Origin of the sequence: Rhodoplanes elegans, assembly GCF_016653355.1 — a bacterium.
GTDB lineage: Bacteria > Pseudomonadota > Alphaproteobacteria > Rhizobiales > Xanthobacteraceae > Rhodoplanes > Rhodoplanes elegans.
Genome location: NZ_NHSK01000126.1, coordinates 1 through 18,857 on the forward strand (window position 1 = coordinate 1; position 18,857 = coordinate 18,857).

General features: G+C 72.1%; 12 protein-coding genes and 1 pseudogene. 8 read left to right on the plus strand and 5 right to left on the minus strand.

Annotation, left to right across the window (positions count from 1 at the left end):
- Together CCR97_RS16335 and CCR97_RS16340 are read right to left on the minus strand one after the other, a co-directional pair.
- Positions 1–389 (minus strand): annotated as a pseudogene (locus tag CCR97_RS16335) (hypothetical protein); the annotation flags it as partial.
- A gap of 44 nt (positions 390–433) precedes the next feature.
- A complete protein-coding gene (locus CCR97_RS16340; RefSeq protein ID WP_201159654.1) occupies positions 434–1,624 on the minus strand; it encodes a TAXI family TRAP transporter solute-binding subunit in 1,191 nt (396 codons plus the stop codon).
- Between the two features lie 961 nt (positions 1,625–2,585).
- Between CCR97_RS16340 and thrS the strand changes: the two genes are divergently transcribed.
- Both thrS and CCR97_RS32320 read left to right on the plus strand, forming a co-directional pair.
- Positions 2,586–4,574, plus strand: a complete 1,989-nt coding sequence (gene thrS, locus CCR97_RS16345) for a threonine--tRNA ligase (protein ID WP_111357991.1) — start codon at positions 2,586–2,588, stop codon at positions 4,572–4,574.
- A 451-nt stretch (positions 4,575–5,025) separates the two neighbouring features.
- Complete coding sequence (locus tag CCR97_RS32320; RefSeq protein WP_111357990.1) at positions 5,026–7,413, plus strand: YadA family autotransporter adhesin; 2,388 nt, start codon at positions 5,026–5,028, stop codon at positions 7,411–7,413.
- 83 nt (positions 7,414–7,496) lie between these two features.
- Here CCR97_RS32320 and CCR97_RS16355 read toward each other — a convergent pair whose 3' ends face one another.
- Positions 7,497–8,384: a hypothetical protein gene (locus CCR97_RS16355; protein ID WP_201159655.1), complete on the minus strand. Its 888-nt coding sequence runs from the start codon at positions 8,382–8,384 to the stop codon at positions 7,497–7,499.
- A gap of 233 nt (positions 8,385–8,617) precedes the next feature.
- Between CCR97_RS16355 and CCR97_RS16360 the strand changes: the two genes are divergently transcribed.
- The 5 genes from CCR97_RS16360 (at position 8,618) to CCR97_RS16380 (ending at position 16,092) form a co-directional block, all read left to right on the plus strand.
- Positions 8,618–10,912 carry a YadA family autotransporter adhesin gene (locus CCR97_RS16360; RefSeq protein ID WP_170145902.1) on the plus strand — a complete coding sequence of 765 codons (2,295 nt, stop codon included), beginning with the start codon at positions 8,618–8,620 and terminating at the stop codon, positions 10,910–10,912.
- Positions 10,913–11,410: 498 nt separating this feature from the next.
- Positions 11,411–13,069, plus strand: coding sequence for a YadA family autotransporter adhesin (locus CCR97_RS16365; protein ID WP_201159656.1), 1,659 nt, complete (start codon positions 11,411–11,413; stop codon positions 13,067–13,069).
- Between the two features lie 284 nt (positions 13,070–13,353).
- The gene (locus CCR97_RS16370) at positions 13,354–15,366 is read left to right on the plus strand and encodes a YadA-like family protein (protein WP_201159657.1); all 2,013 of its coding nucleotides are present in this window, start codon (positions 13,354–13,356) and stop codon (positions 15,364–15,366) included.
- A gap of 86 nt (positions 15,367–15,452) precedes the next feature.
- Positions 15,453–15,887: a hypothetical protein gene (locus CCR97_RS16375; protein ID WP_201159658.1), complete on the plus strand. Its 435-nt coding sequence runs from the start codon at positions 15,453–15,455 to the stop codon at positions 15,885–15,887.
- 10 nt (positions 15,888–15,897) lie between these two features.
- Positions 15,898–16,092, plus strand: a complete 195-nt coding sequence (locus CCR97_RS16380) for a hypothetical protein (RefSeq protein WP_111356335.1) — start codon at positions 15,898–15,900, stop codon at positions 16,090–16,092.
- Positions 16,093–16,353: 261 nt separating this feature from the next.
- Here CCR97_RS16380 and CCR97_RS16385 read toward each other — a convergent pair whose 3' ends face one another.
- Together CCR97_RS16385 and CCR97_RS16390 are read right to left on the minus strand one after the other, a co-directional pair.
- Positions 16,354–16,800 (minus strand): c-type cytochrome, encoded by a 447-nt coding sequence (locus CCR97_RS16385; RefSeq protein ID WP_111356336.1) that lies wholly within the window; start codon positions 16,798–16,800, stop codon positions 16,354–16,356.
- Between the two features lie 181 nt (positions 16,801–16,981).
- Positions 16,982–17,977: a cupin domain-containing protein gene (locus CCR97_RS16390; protein ID WP_420826080.1), complete on the minus strand. Its 996-nt coding sequence runs from the start codon at positions 17,975–17,977 to the stop codon at positions 16,982–16,984.
- Between the two features lie 311 nt (positions 17,978–18,288).
- On the opposite strand from CCR97_RS16390, the gene CCR97_RS16395 reads away from it, so the two are divergent.
- Positions 18,289–18,857 (plus strand): nitroreductase family protein (locus CCR97_RS16395; RefSeq protein ID WP_201159660.1); only part of this gene is annotated, 569 nt, incomplete at its 3' end.

The following is an 18,857-nucleotide window of genomic DNA, read 5'->3' on the forward strand; positions in this document are numbered from 1 at the left end:
CGCGGCAGCGGCGGCCAGTCGGTCGCCGGCGGCGCGACGGCGGCGATCGCGGCCGGCGGCGGCATCGGGCCGTCAGCCGACGCGGCGGCGAGGGCGTCGAGGTCCTGCGGCGCAGAGTCCTGCTGCACCTGCCCGCCGACCTCGCCGAACGGCACGCCGAGGATCACCTCCGGCTCGCGATGCGGCGCCGCCTCGGCGATCGCCGAAGCGGGCGCGGCGTCGGTGGCCGGCTCGAAGGCCGGCGGCTCCGGGGCGTCCGGCACGACGGTCGGTTCGGCGTCGCGCGCCTCCGGCGCGGCCTCGTCGCCGCGCTCCAGCCCGCGGCGCGCCCAGGGCGGCGCGTAGCGCAGTGGCACGGTCGATCCGTCGTCGTCGATCGGGGCACTCATGACGCTCCTCCATTCGACGTGACGCGGGACCAGGACGCGGCCGCTCAGCGGCGCTCGCGCGTCTCGTTCCAGCGCAGGAACTCTTGGAACAGCTTCTCGCGGTCGGCCGGCGTCGCGGTGTCGTCGGCGGCGACGCGGCGGCTCGCCAGAAACCTCTCGAACTGCTCGCGCGACACCGGGGCCGGCGCGTTCTTGCGCAGCCATTCCTCGGCGGCCGGAAACCGCGCGAACCCCGGCACGGTCGCGGCGAGGCTGGTCTCCCGCCACTTGGGATGCCGCGGCGGCGCCTGCAGGGCGGCGAGCTTCGGGAAGAGCGTCTCGACGAAGCGCTCGATGCGCTTGTAGCGGTCCGACCCCTTCGGCCAGCTCGGCGTGAACAGCACGGTGCCGGCCGCGACCGTCTCGACGGCGGCGCCCGGCGCCACCAGGCCCGGATAGTCCGTGGCCGACAGCACGGCCGGCAGATAATCGGCCTGCAACGGCTTCGCATAGGCGAGCGGCAACAGCCGGAACGGGCCGGCCGGCAGGCGCGCCAGGGCCGGCACCGGCTTGCCGGAGAGCAGCACGGCCGCGGCGATCTCGCCGCTGCGCAGCTTCTCGATCGCATCGTCGGTCGGCAGCGTCACGGCCGTGACGGAGAGCCCGAGCTTGTCGAGCACGTCGCCGGCGATCAGTGCCGTGCCGGAGCCCGCCTCGCCGATCGCGACCGGCCGACCGGCCAGATCCGCGAGCGTGGCGAATGCCGCGTCGGATCGCACGAGGACGTGGATCTCCTCGTTGAACAGCTTCGTCACGATGCCGATCTTGTCGTCGAGCCTGCCGATGCCGCTCGGCCCCGAGAGGAGCGTCAGCGCGCGGGCGGACGCGATGCCGAGATCGATCCCTTTCAGGAGACGCACGTCGCGCACCGTCTGGGCGCCGCCGCTGCCGACGATCGGGAGAACCCGGAAGGCATCGCCGTCGTCGAGCACGGCGGCGAGATCGGCGACGGCCGCGAGCGCCGTCGACCCGGTTCCTCCGGCCACGATCGACACCGTGTTGGCATGCGCGCGATCGGCCGTGGTCGCGGCGTCCGGGCGGCGCGCCGGCAGACGCGGGCGGGCCGGCGCCGTCGCCGGGGACGACGCCTCCGCCGCCGCGCGCGGCGGCGCTTGCGTGACCGACGTCTGCGCGGCGGCGGAGGAGAGACTGCCGAGCGCGTGGACGCTCACGACGACGAAGGCCGCAGCGGCCATGGCCGCGGTCGGGACGCGAGAACAGGCACACCGCCGGCATGCCCGCTGCAGGCCTTCATCCATGAAGCGTTCCCCGTGCTCCGGATGCGGGACTCGCAACGCGAACGCACTGCTCACAAAGACGACTGAAAACGACACTCACGCGAACGCGACTCGAACTCACGACGCTACGCTGACCGACGCGACGCTCTCTCACTCACGCTACGCTCACTGACGTTACGCCATCTCACTCACGCTACGCTCACTCGACGTTCACTCACTGACCCTGTACGCACCGACACACACGAAACACAGGCACGCAGGCTCCCGACGGCGCGCACACCAGCGCACGCCGGGGTTCGACGGACATCATCGGATCGGCTCGACCGCGACCACGCCGACCGACGACCATGTGGTCGCGGCTCGATCGTGCTCACGTCGGCGCACCGGTCACGCGCCTGTTCAGGCACGCCCCTCGCTGCGCCGACATCGACGCGCCGTCACGTCGATCCGGATGTTTGGTGTGAGATGTGCTGACTCCCCCTGTCCCCAGCAGAACCGTGACTCGGCAATTTGGCGGCTTTGTGATCGGCCTTAAGAATTCGTTAGGGATTGTGTCCGGGTCCGCGTGTCTTGCGCGACTCGCTCCAGCAAACAGCCCCGGCCGGCGAGCAGAGCGACCAAACAAATCATTTTCGTCCGGTGCGAATTCTTGTGACGGTGAACGCCGTTGCACGCGAAAATACCGCTCGCGCCGGGGCCACGTGCCGTTACAAGGGCACGATGCGGCGCAACGCGTCGCAGCATCCGCGGGCGGCGCCCGCCCGGAACCGCACAAGTCCGCCGCCCGGCCGAATCGCGGCCGGGCCGGCTTCGCGCGCCCCGCCTTGCACTTCGCCCCTGCCCTGCTATATCCCTCGCGCATCGACAGAATCCGCTTACCTGCGTTCGTAGGCAGCGAGTGAGCAACAGGAGCTTTTCAATGGTCGCCCTGACCTTTCCCGACGGCGCGCGTCGGGAGTTCCCCAACGGCATCACCGGTCTCGACATCGCCAAGGGCATCTCGCCCTCGCTCGCCAAGCGCACCGTCGCGATGGCGCTCGACGGCGTGCTCGCCGACCTCGCCGACCCGATCGAGCGGGACGCGGCGATCGAGTTCGTGTCGCGCGACGACCCGCGGGCGCTGGAGCTGATCCGTCACGACGCCGCGCATGTGATGGCCGAGGCCGTGCAGGCGCTGTGGCCCGGCACCCAGGTGACCATCGGCCCGGTGATCCAGAACGGCTTCTACTACGACTTCTTCCGCAACGAGCCGTTCACCCCGGACGACTTCGCCGCGATCGAGAAGAAGATGAAGGAGATCATCGCGCGCGACCGGCCGTTCACCAAGGAGGTGTGGTCGCGCGACGAGGCCAAGCAAGTCTTCCGCGACAAGGGCGAGGCCTTCAAGGTCGAGCTGGTGGACGCGATCCCCGAGGATCAGACCATCAAGATCTACAAGCAGGGCGACTGGTTCGACCTGTGCCGCGGCCCGCACATGACCTCTACGGGCAAGATCGGCACCGCCTTCAAGCTGATGAAGGTCGCGGGCGCCTATTGGCGCGGCGATAGCAACAACCCGATGCTGACCCGCATCTACGGCACCGCCTGGGCCAAGCAGGAGGACCTCGACGCTTACCTGAAGCAGATCGAGGAGGCGGAGAAGCGCGACCACCGAAAGCTCGGGCGCGAGCTCGATCTCTTCCACTTCCAGGAGGAAGGTCCAGGCGTCGTGTTCTGGCACGCCAAGGGCTGGTCGATGTTCCAGTCGGTGATCGCCTACATGCGCCGCCGCCTCGCCGCCGAGTACGACGAGGTCAATGCCCCGCAGATGCTCGACAAGGTTCTCTGGGAGACCTCCGGGCACTGGGAGTGGTACCGCGAAAACATGTTTGCGGCGCAGTCGGCCGGCGACGAGGCCGAGGACAAGCGCTGGTTCGCCATCAAGCCGATGAACTGCCCGGGCCACGTGCAGATCTTCAAGCACGGGCTGAAGAGCTATCGCGACCTGCCGATCCGCCTCGCCGAGTTCGGCGTGGTGCACCGCTACGAGCCGTCCGGCGCCATGCACGGGCTGATGCGGGTGCGCGGCTTCACCCAGGACGACGCGCACATCTTCTGCAACGAGGATCAGCTCGCCGAGGAGTGCCTGAAGATCAACGACCTGATCCTCTCGACCTACGAGGATTTCGGCTTCTCGGGCGACCTCACAGTGAAGCTCTCGACGCGGCCCGAGAAGCGCGTCGGCTCGGACGCCTCGTGGGATCATGCCGAGGAGGTGATGGGCCGGGTGCTGCAGCAGATCGCCGACCAGTCGGGCGGCAAGATCAAGACCGCCGTCAACCCGGGCGAAGGCGCGTTCTACGGGCCGAAGTTCGAGTACGTGCTGCGCGACGCCATCGGCCGCGACTGGCAGTGCGGCACCACCCAGGTCGACTTCAACCTGCCGGAGCGGTTCGGCGCCTTCTACATCGACGCCGACGGCGCCAAGAAGACGCCCGTGATGGTGCACCGGGCGATCTGCGGCTCGATGGAGCGCTTCCTCGGAATTCTCATCGAGCACCACGCCGGCCACTTCCCGCTGTGGCTCGCCCCCGTGCAGGTGGTGGTCGCGACCATCACGCAGGACGGCGACGACTACGCCAAGGAGGCGGTCGCGGCGGCGCGCCGGCTCGGCCTGCGGGTCGGCATCGATCTGCGCAACGAGAAGATCAACTACAAGGTCCGCGAGCACTCGCTGGCCAAGGTGCCGGTGCTGCTCGTCGTCGGCAAGAAGGAGGCGGCGGAGCGCACCGTGTCGATCCGCCGGCTCGGCTCCGACAAGTCGACCGTGGTGCCGCTCGACCAGGCGCTCGCCGCCCTGGTCGACGAGGCGGTGCCGCCCGACCTCAAGCGGCTGAAGGCCGAGACGCCGGCCGCCGCGGCGGAGTGATCACGGGCGCCGGGCGGGCTCTCCGAAGCCCGCTCGGCGCGACCGGAGCGTCACGTCCTGAACGTGCTTGCCGAGCCGGCACGCGCGGCCTGATGAGCCTGATTGTGTCCCATTGTTGCCTCCCGGATACAGAGAAATAGTCCGGAGGTGCTAAGGTGTTCCCCTCATCGCCCGATCGGTTGAGGGAGGCAGCATGGCTCGGCGGGTCACCGAACCCTGTGTGTTGGGCGCCGTGGATCGGCTCCCCCTTCGGACCACACTCAGCCGTCTGACGGAGCGCTCGTGCTCCACGAGGAACGAGGCACGCCTCGCCGCGGCCGGGTTCGTGCTCGGGGTCTTCCTGTCGACCGGCTTGGGCGCTTCACCCGCGGCGGCCCAGTTCGTGTGCGCCGGTAGTGCCGACGGAAACGCTCCTGTCGACGGGGCCAGCGCCTCCGCGGGGGTGCAGGGGGTGGCCTGCGGCCCCATCGCTCAAGCCGGAATCCAGGCTGTCGCAGTCGGCCGCGACGCCCGCGCCGGCAGCCAGTCGGCCGCCGTCGGACTGTCGGCCTATGCCCTCGGCACGGAGGGCGTCACAGTCGGCTACAACGCCGGACCGTCCGACGCGACCAACGGCGTCGTCAGCATCGGCCGGAACGCGAATTTCATCAACGGCACGGCCGGGCTCTACAGCACGGCGATCGGCTCCGCGGCCGGTTTATCGGCCGTCGCGTCGCGCGGGGATTTCAGCATCGCCATCGGCGGCGGCGACGGCGCTGGTGCCCTCGCGGCCCAGAGCTACAGCACCGGCGCGATCGCGATCGGCAGCAGCACGGCGGCAAGGGGTGACGCGGCGGTGGCGCTCGGGTTCGGCGCCGTCGCCGGCGGCAGCTTCGCCAACACCGGCCTGACAGCCCTAGGGGCCGGCGCCCAGGCGGGTACGACGGCGAGCGGCCAGAACAACGCCACGGCGGTCGGCAACGGTGCGACGGCCAACGCCCTCAACGCGTCGGCTTTCGGCCAAGCCGCGACGGCCTCGGCCGGGGGCGCGACTGCGCTCGGCGTGGGCAGCACCGCCTCGGCCGGCAACACCGTCGCGGTCGGGGCCGGCTCCACGGCATCGAGCGGTGCCGCGACGGCACTCGGATTCGGCGCGTCCGCGACGGGCTTCGGCAGCACCGCGTCGGGCAGCGGCGCCCAGGCGGCCGGCCTGAACAGCAGTGCCTTCGGCTTCAACGCCGTCGCGGGCTGGGACGCCTCCGGCCTGAACGCCTTCACCAACAGCGGCACCACGGCGGTCGGCCAGGGGGCCCGGGCCGGCGCCGGGGCGGCGGGTCAGACCGATGCGACGGCGGTCGGTCGGTCGGCCCTCGCCAACGCTGCTTCGGCGACCGCTCTGGGAGCCGGCGCGCAGGCCAACGCGACGAGCTCCATCGCGATCGGCGCCGGCAGCGGCGCCGGCAGCCCGGCCTTCGTCGACGCGACCTCGACCAACGCGATCGCGATCGGCAACGGCAGCAAGGTCGACGCCAACAGCACCGGCAGCATCGCGATGGGCAGCTTCAACACCGTGACCGGCACCGAAAGCGGGGCGATCGGCGTCGGGCTTCGGGTCGGCGGCACGGGCAGCTTCGCCATCGGCAATCTCAACACGGTCAACGCCAATGCGAGCTTCGTCTACGGCGGCGCCAACACCGTCAACAACGCCGGCATGGGGGGCGTCGGCAAGATCCAGGTGGTCGGCTCGAACAACACCGTCGCCGTGACGACGACCGCGGCCGGCGCCTCGGTGATCGGCTCGGACAACTATGTCGACGCCCCCAATGCGATCGCGATCGGCAACGGCCTCACAGTGACGGGCGAGTCCGCGGCCGCGGTGGGTACCGGGGGCACCGCTTCGGGCCGGGTCTCCGCCGCCTTCGGTGCGCTGTCGAATGCCGGCGGCAACTTCGGCAACGAAGGCACGCTGGCGCTCGGCGCCGGCGCGCTCGCCGGCACGACCGCCGCCGGCCGGACCTACGCCACCGCGGTCGGCGCCAACGCGCAGGCGCAGGGCGCCAACGCCATCGCCATCGGCGGCAATGCCACGACCGGCGCCGGGGCCGCCGCCTACGCGAGCGGGACGAACGCCATGGCGATCGGCAACGGCGCCCAGGCGACCGCCACCAACGCTCTCGCCCAGGGCACCGGTGCGCAGGCGACCGGCGTGAACGCCATCGCGATCGGCACCGGGGCGGTCGCCACCGGCTCGGTCGCGGTTGGCGCCGGCGCCTCCGCCGGCAACGGCGGCGCGGCCTTCGGTGACGGCGCGATCGCCACCGGGCCGAGCAGCACCGCGGTCGGTCCCAATTCGACGGCGACGGTCGCGAACGGCGTGGCGATCGGCAACGGCGCCGTGGTGACGGCGGCCAATGCGGTCGCGATCGGCGCCGGCGCGGTCGCGAACGCACCCGGTACGGTGTCGTTCGGGGCGGCCGGCAACGAACGGCGGCTCACCAATGTGGCGGCCGGCGTCGCCCCGACCGACGCCGTCAACATGGGCCAGCTCGCGAGTGTCGCGACCGGCTTCCAGTCTCAGATCACCGGCCTCGAGACGCGGATCGGCGAGGTCGACCGACGCCTGCGCGACGGCGTCGCCGTGTCGATGGCGGCGGGCGGCATTCCGGCCATCCCGGCCGGCCGCCGGGTCGGCGTGTTCGGCAACGTCGCGACCTACGACAGCCACGGCGCGGCCGGATTCGGCCTCGCCGGCGTGCTGCACGAGACCAAGGCCTATCAGGTGCAGGCGAACGGCTCGCTCGGCGTCGGGTTCGACACCGGGGTGGTCGGCGCCCGCGGCGACGTCGCGCTGTTCTGGTGAGGCTGTCCGCGGGTACTGTTGCGGGGAGCTGAGCCGACACGCGCCTCGGAACGGCCGTTGCACCGTGCGACGACCGTACGGCATCAGTTCGCCGGCGCAGGCACCTCACGCTCCACCGCGGCCAGCGCCCGCTCGCCGGCCTGGACGAAGTAGACGAAGATCGTCGCGGTCATGATCTGGAGCCCTTCGCGGAGCGGCGGCAGGAAGGTGACGCGGTCGGGCTCCGGGCCGCGCCGCATCAGGCCCTCGGCCTCGAGGTCGCGCAGCAGCGTCAGCACGTGCTTGCGCGACACGCCGAACTGCGTCGACAGGGCGTTGATCGACAGCCGCACCGGGTCGGTCGGCGGGAACGGCCCCTCCTCCGGTCCTTCGAGGGCGAGCGAGAACAGCACCGCCACGCCGCCGTTGCGCTCGACGAAGGGGAACAGCCGGGGGGCGTGGTGCAGCATCCGGAAGCCGGCGATGTAGGGCTCGCCGAGCGCGCCGACGAAGGCGGAGACGAAGTCCGGTCGCTCCAGCAGCCCGCGATATCGCGCCACCTCCGGGACCACCATCTCGATCGCGTCGAAATGCGCCCGCCAGCGTTCGGTCTGCAGCGCGACGAGCGTGTCGGTCGGCACCAGCACGCGCTGCCGCTTGTCCTCGCTCTGCGCCGGCGCGAGATAGCCGGCCGCCCGCAGCACCGCCAGCATCGCCTCGCAGCGGCCGCGGCTGCACAGCTCGAGCCGCACGCACAGATCCTTCAGGGCGCCGACGGTGAGGCCCGGCTTGCCGTCGGCGCGGCCGTGATGGTGGAGGTAGAGCGCGACCACCATGAACAGCGCGCGGGCGCGGTCGTTCATCAGGAGGTTCAGAAGAGTGTTGCTGCGAAACAACGCGACGACGCCGCGCGCCTGCTCGCGCATCGCCGCCGAGAACCCCGGACGGGCCCGCATCGAGGCCACGGCCGAGACGGAAACCTCGGATACCATTCGTAATTTCACCGATCTACACGCACGCGAGCATTGCGGACTCACCCATCGAGGCTAGCAAATCCACCCAAATTTCCACAATTGCCGCCAAAGCCGCAGGCCGACACTTGGGAGCCTCGTTGTTCTCGAGGGGGCGCGGCATGCGGGACCACGACTGTCGATCGACGGCCGACCAGGACGCACGCCGGACCTCCGGCCCCGCATCGGGCGGACGCCGGGCCGGGCGACGCAGGATGCTGCTCGCCTCCGTGGCCGTGATCGCCGTGGCCGGGCTCCCGCATGCCGCCGCGGCCCAGCTGGCCTGCGCCGACGGCAACGGCAACGCCGACGGCGCGACGGCCACTGGAAACGCCGCGATCGCCTGCGGCTTTTCGGCGGTGGCGAGCGGTAACGTATCGGCGGGCGTCGGCGCCTTTGCGGTGGCGTCGGGCTCGGCCGCGGTGGCGGCCGGCTACAAGAGCGCGGCGAGCGGAACCTATACGACGGCGGTCGGATCCGAGAGCGCCGCCTCGGGCGAGTACGCGACCGCGCTGGGCGCCTCGACCACGGCGAGCGCCTTCTATGCGACGGCGACCGGATATCAGGCCCAGGCGACCGGCATGGCTTCGATCGCGTCGGGTTACAAGAGCGCCGCCGGCGGTGCCTACGCCGCCGCCTACGGCACGAACAGCACGGCGAGCAGCGGCTACGCGACGGCGCTCGGCGCGTACAGCACCGCCTCGGGCAGCACCAGCACGGCAGTCGGCAGCGCCGCCGGCGCGACCGGAGACTACGCCGCCGCCTTCGGGGCCGGCGCCCAGGCAGGCGGCAACAGCAGCACGGCGCTCGGCCCCTACACGACCGCGAGCGGCAACTACGCGATCGCCGTCGGCTCGGACACGAGAGCGACCGAGATGGGAGCGGTTGCGACCGGTTTCCGGGCCGCTGCGACCGGCGTGTACGCCAGCGCCTATGGCAGCGACAGCGCGGCGAGCGGCAGCAACAGCACGGCGCTCGGCGCGGTGGCGCAGGCGTCGGGCTTGGCGGCCGTGGCGGTCGGCAGCCAAGCCACGGCGAGCGGCAACAATGCGGTGGCGCTCGGGGCGCGCAACACCGCGAGCGGCGCCAACGCGGTGGCGATCGGCTATCTCGCGACGGCGTCGGCGAGCAGTGCGATCGCCATCGGCACCAGCGCCCAGGCGACCGCCGCCAACGCCGTCGCGCTCGGCAACGGCTCGATCGCCAGCGAGGCCAACACGGTCTCGGTCGGCTCGCCCGCCAAGGAGCGCCGGATCGTCAATGTCGGGGCCGGCACGCTGTCGGCGACCTCGACCGACGCCGTGACGGGCCAGCAGCTCTACGGCACCAACGCCACGATGGCGCAGATCCTCGGCACCTCGTTGAACGCCGACGGCACGATCGGCGCGGTCAGCTACACGATCGGCTCCACGGCCTACACGCGCATCTCGGACGCCTTCGCGGCCGTCGACACGGCGCTCACCGGCTACGGCACCAGCATCACCACGTTACAAATCCAGGTGACCGCGCTCACCGCCGCGGCCGCCTACACGGCCGTCAACTCCTCGGCCGCCGCCGCATCGGCCGCCGGCAGCGAGGCCGTGGCGCTCGGCGGCGGCGCGAGCGCCGCCGGCAACGGGGCGACCGCGGTCGGCGCCGCCAGCCGCGCCGCGGGCGTGAACAGCGCCGCGTTCGGGTCGTCGGCGACCGCCTCGGGGACGAGCGCCACGGCGCTGGGCAGCGCGTCGACCGCGTCCGGCACCGCCTCCTTCGCCGGCGGCAGCGGCGCCACGGCGAGCGGCGGCAATGCGGTGGCGATCGGCAGCAACGCACTCGCCTCCGCCGACGGCGCGCTCGCCATTGGGCTCGGCGCGTCGTCGACCGGAACGAACGCCATCGCGATCGGCACCGGGGCGAGCGCGACCGGCTCGGTGGCGGTCGGCAATCTCGCCGCGGCCGCCAATGGCGGCGCCGCCTTCGGCGACTACGCGGTCGCGACCGGATCGAACAGCACGGCGGTCGGCCCCAACGCCTCGGCCGCGGTGAGCAACGGCGTCGCGATCGGCAACGGCGCCGTGGTGACGGCGGCGAACGCGGTGGCGCTCGGCGCCGGCTCGGTGGCGAGCGAGGCCAACACGGTCTCGGTCGGCGCCGCCGGCAGCGAGCGGCGGGTCACCAACGTGGCGGCCGGCGTCGCCGCGACCGACGCCGTCAACGTCGCCCAGCTCCAGGCCGCCACGAGCAGCATCGGCGCGTCGCTCGCCACCCTGCAGGGCCAGGTCGTCGAGAACCAGCGCGAGGCCCGCCAGGGCGTCGCCGCCGCCATGGCGCTGACCACGGCGCCGATGCCGTCGGCCGCCGGTCGCACGAGCTGGGCCATGAACACGGCGGCGTTCCGCGGCGAGTACGCGTTCGGCGGCAGCCTCGCCCACCGGCTCGACACGGCGCGGCCGGTCGCCGTCACGGCCGGCTGGGCCTACGCCGGCGGCGACAATCACGGCGGCCGCGTCGGCCTCGCCGGCGAGTTCTGATCGCGCACGGGGCCGCAAGGGAGCCGCACCTGCGGAACGCGATGCCTGCGGGCACGGCCGGACGTCGCGTGCGCGGCGCACTGCTCGCTCGGTCGCTCCCCTCCTCGAACCCGCCCGCCGGGCCCTGGCGGAACGCGCATCCCTTGCCCCTGCGCGCGTGCGCGCAGGGGGTCGCGACGGTGGTCATGCCAACCGGCCCGGTCACGTTTCCATCTTTGTCCGCATGGTTAATCGACCATTAACCGGCAACATGGCTATATGGCTATAGGTCTAAAAAATAGTGCGTCTTCATACCCCCTCCCGGAGTAGCCGGCTCGATCCCGAGCAGTCCACCTCCGGGGCTTTCGGGAGGCCGCACCGCAATGCTGCGGAGCGGCGCAGCCCACCGTAAGACCAAGAACTGCGTCGATCTACGAGCCCTTGGCCGCGACGGCACCGGCGCCCGGACCGTCGCGTCGTCGACGAAGCTCGGCCACTGAAATGCGGAGCGACGTGACGATGGTTACCTATGGACCGAAGTATCGCAAAATTCTGGCGGCGAGCGGAGCCGGCTTGTGTGCGCTGGCGGCGCTCGCGGTCACCCCGAACCCGGCCATGGCACAGGCCGTGTGCGACATCAGTGCCAGCGGCGGCCCGGCCGGCCCGAACGGGGCGACGGCGACCGGCCTCGGAGCGACGGCATGCGGTCAGGCTGCCGCGGCCGCCGGAACCGCCACGACGGCGATCGGCGCGAATGCGACGGCCACGGGCGATTACGGGACCTCGCTCGGCGCCGTGACGGGCCAGAACAACGGCGCCACCCCCGGGATCGTTTCCATCGGCACCTTGGCCAACTCGCTCGGCGGCGCGGGGGCCTACAGCACGGCGATCGGCGCGGCGCCGTACACGACGCCGTACAGCGCGGCCACCAGCGGCGGGAACTACAGCATTGCGATCGGCGGAGGCGACAAGGTCGGGGCGAACCCAGCCGTCACGAGCGGCACCGGCGCCATCGCGATCGGCGGCAGCAGCGTGGCGAACGGCGCTGCGTCCATGGCTCTCGGCTTCGGCGCCACAGTGATCGGTACGGACAGCGGCGCGGTCGGCAGCGGCGCGCGGGCGAGCGGCAACAGCAGCTTCGCGATCGGCGACACCGCCTCGGCGACGGGCCGCATCGCCAGCGCGTTCGGCGCGCTCGCCAATGCGGGCGGCATCTTCTCCAACGAGGGCACGACGGCGATCGGGGCCGGCGCGCTCGCCGGGACCGGGGCGGCCGGACAGACCTATGCCACGGCGCTCGGCGCCAATGCGCAGGCGCAAGCCGCGAGCGCGGTCGCGCTCGGCAACGGCGCGATCTCCAGCGCCGCGAACGCCATCGCTCAGGGGACCGGGGCGCTGGCGCAAGCCGCCAACGCGATCGCGGTCGGCAGCGGCGCGCAGGCGAGCGGCGCCAGTGCCATCGCACAGGGCAACGGCGCCCTGGCGAGCGCCACGAATGCCATCGCCCAGGGCACCGGGGCGCAGGCGACGGGCACCAATGCGATCGCGATCGGCACCGGCGCGGTCGCCACCGGCTCGGTGGCGGTCGGCGCCGGCGCCTCGGCCGGCAACGGCGGCGCCGCCTTCGGCGACGGCGCAGTCGCGACCGGAGCGAACAGCACGGCGGTGGGTCCCAATTCCAGCGCGACGGTCGCGGGCGGCGTCGCGCTCGGCAACGGCGCCCTGGTCACGGCGGCGAACGCAGTCGCGATCGGCTCGGGCTCGGTGGCGAGCGCGCCCGGCACCGTGTCGTTCGGCTCCGCCGGCAACGAGCGCCGGCTCACCAATGTCGCGGCCGGCATCGCCCCCACCGACGCCGTCAACATGAGTCAGCTGACGAGCTTCGCGACCGGCTTCCAGTCGCAGCTCGCCGGCCTGCAGACCCAGGTCGCCGACAACCAGCGCGAGGCGCGCCGCGGCGTCGCGGCGGCGGTCGCGACCGCCAGCCCGCCGATGCCGTCCGGACCCGGCAAGACCACCTGGCAGGTGCGCGGGTCGACCTTCAACGGCGAGTTCGGCGTGGGCTTCGGCATGGCGCATCGACTGACGACCACCACGCCGCTCGCCGTCGTGGCGGGCTATGGCAACGGCGGCGGCACCGACCACACCGGTTATGTCGGGCTCGGCGGCGAGTTCTGAGCCGCCGCCCGCGCAGGCGGATCATATTACCGCAAAAGATGCAGGCCTGCGACGATCAAACCTCGATTTTCGACGGTTGTCGCCGCGCGGCAACACACGTCTGCAGCAGACTTCGTTACTATAGTCCCGACGGTCTAGCGCGGCGCAGCGGGACCGTGGACGGGGTGAGAGACGCGATGACATCGAACGTGCCGAGGCGGCGGAGCTTTCATCTGGCCCACCTGGCCGGAGCAGCCGTCGTGGTCGCCCTCCCCTTGTGCGCGTCCCCCGCGGCGGCGCAATTCGTGTGTGACTCGACCGCGGGAACCGGCCAGGGCGCCAACGCAGGCACGTCGGGCACGAACCTGGCCTGCGGCCCCAACGCGCAGGCCGGCACCGGGGCCGGCCAGTTCAGCGCGACTGCGGTCGGCGCAGGCGCGACCGCCAACGCCAACAACGCCTCGGCGTTCGGCCAGAACAGCACCGCCTCGGGCGGCGGGTCGACCGCGCTCGGTGTCGGCAGCACGGCCTCGGTCGGCAACAGCGTCGCCGTCGGTGCCGGCTCGACCGCCTCCAACCTCGCCGCCACCGCGGTCGGGTTCGGCGCGTCCGCCACGGGGTTCGGCAGCACCGCCACCGGCAGCGGCAGCCAGGCGGCCGGCCAGAACAGCAGTGCGGTCGGATACAACGCCGTCGCGGGCTGGGACATTTCCGGTGCCTTCACCAACGACGGCACCACGGCGATCGGCCAGGGGGCCCAGGCGGGAGCCGGAGCCGCGGGTCAGGCCGATGCGACGGCGGTCGGCCGATCGGCCCTCGCCAATGCGGCGTCCGCCACGGCGCTGGGGGCCGGCGCGCAGGCCAACGCGACGAGCTCGATCGCGATCGGTGCCGGCAGCGGTGCCGGCAGCGCGGCCTTCGTCGACGCGACCTCCACCAACGCGATCGCGGTCGGCAACGGCAGCAAGGTCAACGCCAACAGCACCGGCAGCATCGCGCTCGGCAGCTTCAACACCGTGACCGGCGGCGAAAGCGGGGCGATCGGCGTCGGGCTTCGGGTCGCCGGCACCGGCAGCTTCGCCATCGGCAATCTCAACACGGTCAACGCCAATGCGAGCTTCGTCTACGGCGGCGGCAACACCGTCAATAACGCCGGCATGGGAGGCGTCGGCAAGATCCAGGTGATCGGCTCGAACAACACAGTCGCCGTGACGACCACCGCGGCCGGCGCCTCGGTGATCGGCTCGGACAACTATGTCGACGCCCCCAATGCGATCGCGATCGGGAACGGACTGAGCGTGACCGGCGAGTCCGCCGCCGCGATCGGCACCGGGGGAACCGCGTCGGGCCGGATCTCCGCCGCGTTCGGGGCGCTGGCGAATGCCGGCGGCACCTTCGGCAACGAAGGCACGCTGGCGCTCGGCGCCGGCGCGCGCGCCGGCACGGCGGCGAGCGGCCAGACCTACGCCACCGCGGTCGGCGCGAACGCGCAGGCCCAGGGCGCCAATGCCATCGCGATCGGCGGCAACGCGGCGACCGGCGCCGGTGCCGCCGCCTACGCGACCGGAACCAACGCCGTGGCGATCGGCAACGGCAGCCAGGCCACGGCCACCAATGCCATCGCGCAGGGCACCGGAGCGCAGGCGACCGGCGTCAACGCCATCGCGATCGGCACCGGCGCGGTCGCCACCGGCTCGGTGGCGGTCGGCGCCGCCGCCTCCGCCGGCAATGGCGGCGCCGCCTTCGGCGACGGCGCGGTCGCGACCGGCGCGAACAGCACGGCGGTGGGTCCCAATTCCACCGCGACGGTCGCGAACGGCGTGGCGATCGGCAACGGCGCCGTCGTCACGGCGGCGAACAGCGTCGCGCTCGGCGCCGGGTCGGTGGCGAGCCAGCCCAACACGGTGTCGGTCGGCAGTGCCGGCAACGAGCGGCGCATCACCAACGTGGCGGCCGGCGTTGCCGCCACCGACGCCGTCAACGTCGCCCAGCTCCAGGCCGCGACGAGCGGCTTCGGCTCCTCCATCGCCACGCTTCAGAACCAGGTCGGCAGCCTGCAAACGCAAGTGACCGCCAACCAGCGCGAGGCGCGCGCCGGCACGGCGCTGGCGCTCGCCGCGACCAGCCTGCAGTACGACCAGCGGCCCGGCAAAGCCTCGCTCGCCGCCGCGTTCGGCAACTACAAGGGCCAGTCGGGTCTGGCGGTCGGGCTCGGCTATGCGGTGAGCGAGCGCTGGCGCGTCAACGCCACCTTCTCGGGGGCGCCGGACGTGAGCGACTACGGCGTCGCCGCCGGCGCCTCCTTCACGCTGAACTGAGCCGGGGCGCACGGTGCGTGCGGTTGCGTGTGGCGTGCCTTTCGGTAACGTGAGACCGAACGCGTCGAGATCACCCCCGAGGTCCCGTGCCGAAATTGAATGTCTCCGTCCCGCGGTCCGCCGTCCGCCGCCCGCTCGTCGCGGCGATCCCGGTCGGTCTGCTGCTCGCCGGTCCCGCCGTCGCCCAGCCGGTCGAATGGGCCAAGATGCCGCGCATGCAGCTCGAGCGGCAGTTCGCCGGGCCACTCGCCGACACCGTGATCCAGCGCTGGCGCGATCCGGCCGACGGCACGGTCTGCTACGTCTACCTGCCGATCAACGTGCCGCACTCGGCCCCGACCCAGTCCGGCTACGTGCAATACGGGCCGGCCAGTATCGGCTCGATCAGCTGCATGGCGGGGACCGGCCCAGGTGCCGCCACCTCGGCGCCGAACGCCGCAGCGCCGCGACGCGCGCCGGCGACGCCGAACGGCGGCGCCGTTCCGCCCGCCCCGGCAGCCCCGGTGGCACCCGCGCGCTGAGAGCCGGCCGATGACGCTGCAGTCGCTCTATGTGGTGTTCGCCGGGATGATGCTCGGCGGCGCGTCGCTGCTGGTCGCGGCCGAACGCAAGAAGCCGCCGACCTTCGACGTCCCGATCGTCTCCGACCGCGCCAAGGCGGCGATCGGCGGATCGCTGCTCGTCCTCGGGGTCGTGCTGTCCGGGATCCTGTTCTTCCACAAGTGAAACGCATTCCGCCGGATCATACCAGCGGCCTTCAACCCTGACTCTCACCGTCAGCCTGAGGTGCTCGGGCGAAGCCCGAGCCTCGAAGGGCGACGGCCCGGGCCGCATCCTTCGAGGCTCGCCTGCGGCGAGCACCTCAGGATGACGGGTCGGGGTTCAGGGCCAATGGTATCAGCTCTCCGTCGGTCCGGGGCGCGGCGGCGCCGCGAACCGGACTGACGACCGAATTGATCGGTCGACGCCGCACACCGTCCGAAATGATCACTTCGGGGCGAGGCTGCGGACATAGGCGGCGAGGTCGTTCGCCTCGGCGCGCGTGAGGTTCATGTCCGGCATCCGCGGATGCGGATCGAGCAGGAACAGCGCGAGCGCGGCGGCGTCGAACGAGTTGCGGCGCGCCAGCGCCGGGAACGGCGTCGCCTCGCCGGTCGCCTGCGTCTGATCCTCCGACGTGACGTGACAGGTGGCGCACCAGCGCTTCGCGATCGCGGCGCCGCGCTCCGGATCGGGCGGTGTGACGGCGCCGGGGCGCGGCCCCGGGCTCTGCGCCGCCGCCGCGCCGGCGAGAACGATCGGCACCAGGCAGACGGCGAGGAGCGCGCCGAGCCCGGAGAGGGAGCGACGACGCGGCGCGACCTGATGCGACGCGAGCCGATGCGGCAGAGTCTGATGCGGCAGGGTCTGATACGGCAGAGTCTGATGCGACATGTGCAATCCCGGACACGGCCCCACGGCCGGAAAGACGTGATTCGCAATCTCGTTCGCCAGGATGGCGCGCCGCCCGTGGCTTGTCGCGACAAATCCGCGAGATCGAAGAGAAAGAAGAAAACGGCGCGATGGCTTCCAGCAGCGGACCGGCGCGACGCGCGCGTGCGTGGGATCGACGCGCTCAGCGCCGGGACAAGAGCTCGATCTCGCCGTCGACGCCGGTGATGACCTTGAACTCGCGCTCGGAGGTGCGGCCGTCGTTGCGCGCGATGGCGCGGTACTCGCCCTCGGCCAGCACGACGCGCGGGAAGGCGCCGATCGTCTCCTTGATGACGTCGCCGCCCGGCGTCAGCACGGTCCAGCTCGTGTTGGCGAGCGCCTCGCCGCCGCGCTCGCCGACCAGCTTGAGCGTGATCACGGCGGCCCGGTGCGTCACCGTCACGTCGGTGAGCTTTCCGGGCTGCACCTTGATGTCGGAGCGCACCACGGCGTTGGAGTCGCCGTAGTTGGAGACGATGTGATAGGTGCCCTCGGGCACGATCACGACATCGCCGGTGGCGACGCCGGCGGCGATCTGGCGCTTCTCGCCTTCCTCGAACTGGCTGCCGCGGAAGATGTCGAAGGCGATCTGGCCGTGCGGGATGCGCACGTCGCCGACCCGGCCTTCGATGCGCAACCCACCGGCCGGCAGGTCGAACACCTCGCGCACCGGCTCGTTGCGCAGCGACACGGTCTTGGCGGCGCTGGCGAGGCCGAAGGCGGCATGCACCACGTAGTCGCCCGGCGGCAGCGCGAGCGTCGGGGTCGGGGTGCGGTCCTCGCGCACCGGGCGGAACGAGCCGGTGATGTCCGGCCGCACCGGATAGACGCGCCACACGATGCCGCCGTTGACGGGAGCTGTCTCGCGGCCGTAGCGGGCGGCGAGGGTCAGCGGCACGTCCTTGGGCACGGCCGGCGAGATGCTGGCGGTCGACGGCGAGACGGGAATCGCCGGGCCGGGGCCGAGCGGCATCGGCGCCGTGGTGCCGGGCGGTGGCGGCGCCAGCGACTGGAGCTGCGGGCCGGTCGCGGAGGTCGGCACGTCCCGGCTCGGTCGCGGCACCATCCCGGGGCCCGCAGGGAGAGATTTCTGGTTCGGCGAGGGGGCGACCAGCCCGCCGAAGGGCAGCGAGCTCATGAAGCGCTGCATGGCGCCGACGATCGCCTGCTCGGGCCGGTTCTGGGCGGCGGCGGGCGACGCACCGAGCACCAACGGGCCGAGCGCCAGCGCGACGACGAGTGTCGACGCGGCCGCGACGCCCCTGGCGACGCGCGCAAACCCGGTCGAGACTCGGATCGAGCCACCCCCTGCCCTGATCATTGCGACAGATACGCGTCCCTTTGAGGCAATTTCATGCCACGGTCGGGTCGCGCGGCCTTTATCCGGAATGCTGCGTGTGCTAGCCGGACGGCCGTTCCGATTGCCGCGCCACGGGGAGATTTTCCACCATGCCCGACGCCCTCGCGCTCTTGAAAACCCGCCGCTCCGTTAAGCCCGATCAGCTCCAGGGCCCGCCGCCGAGCGCCGCGGACCTCGACACGATGCTGACCATCGCGGCGCGGGTTCCGGACCACGGCAAGCTCGTCCCGTGGCGCTTCATCGTGTTCGAGGGCGACCACCGCGAGGAGGCCGGCGCCGCCATCGCCTCGGCCTACGCGGCCAAGTACCCGGACGCCTCGGGCGACCAGATCTATTTCGAGACCAACCGGCTCGCCCGCGCGCCGCTGGTCGTCGGGGTGGTGTCGAGCCCGGTCGAGAGCGCCAAGATCCCGGCCGTCGAGCAGCAGCTCTCGGCCGCCGCGGCCGCCCAGAACCTGCTGCTCGCCGCGCATGCGCTCGGCTACGCGGCGTGCTGGCTGACCGAGTGGTACGCCTACGACGCCCAGGTGGCGCGCGCCTTCGGGCTCGACGACCACGAGAAGTTCATCGGCTTCGTCCATATCGGTCGCTTCGACGGCACGCCGGAGGATCGGCCGCGGCCGATCCTCCGGCGTGCCGTCGAAGCGACCGATATGGA

What these genes read in the sequence shown, in the direction of transcription:
- CCR97_RS16340 (WP_201159654.1), bottom strand. Translation starts at nt 1,624, where the DNA reads ATGGCCGCTGCGGCCTTCGTCGTCGTGAGCGTCCACGCGCTCGGCAGT.
- thrS (WP_111357991.1), top strand. Translation starts at nt 2,586, where the DNA reads ATGGTCGCCCTGACCTTTCCCGACGGCGCGCGTCGGGAGTTCCCCAAC.
- CCR97_RS16355 (WP_201159655.1), bottom strand. Translation starts at nt 8,384, where the DNA reads ATGGTATCCGAGGTTTCCGTCTCGGCCGTGGCCTCGATGCGGGCCCGT.
- CCR97_RS16360 (WP_170145902.1), top strand. Translation starts at nt 8,618, where the DNA reads ATGCTGCTCGCCTCCGTGGCCGTGATCGCCGTGGCCGGGCTCCCGCAT.
- CCR97_RS16365 (WP_201159656.1), top strand. Translation starts at nt 11,411, where the DNA reads ATGGTTACCTATGGACCGAAGTATCGCAAAATTCTGGCGGCGAGCGGA.
- CCR97_RS16380 (WP_111356335.1), top strand. Translation starts at nt 15,898, where the DNA reads ATGACGCTGCAGTCGCTCTATGTGGTGTTCGCCGGGATGATGCTCGGC.
- CCR97_RS16385 (WP_111356336.1), bottom strand. Translation starts at nt 16,800, where the DNA reads ATGTCGCATCAGACTCTGCCGTATCAGACCCTGCCGCATCAGACTCTG.
- CCR97_RS16390 (WP_420826080.1), bottom strand. Translation starts at nt 17,977, where the DNA reads ATGAGCTCGCTGCCCTTCGGCGGGCTGGTCGCCCCCTCGCCGAACCAG.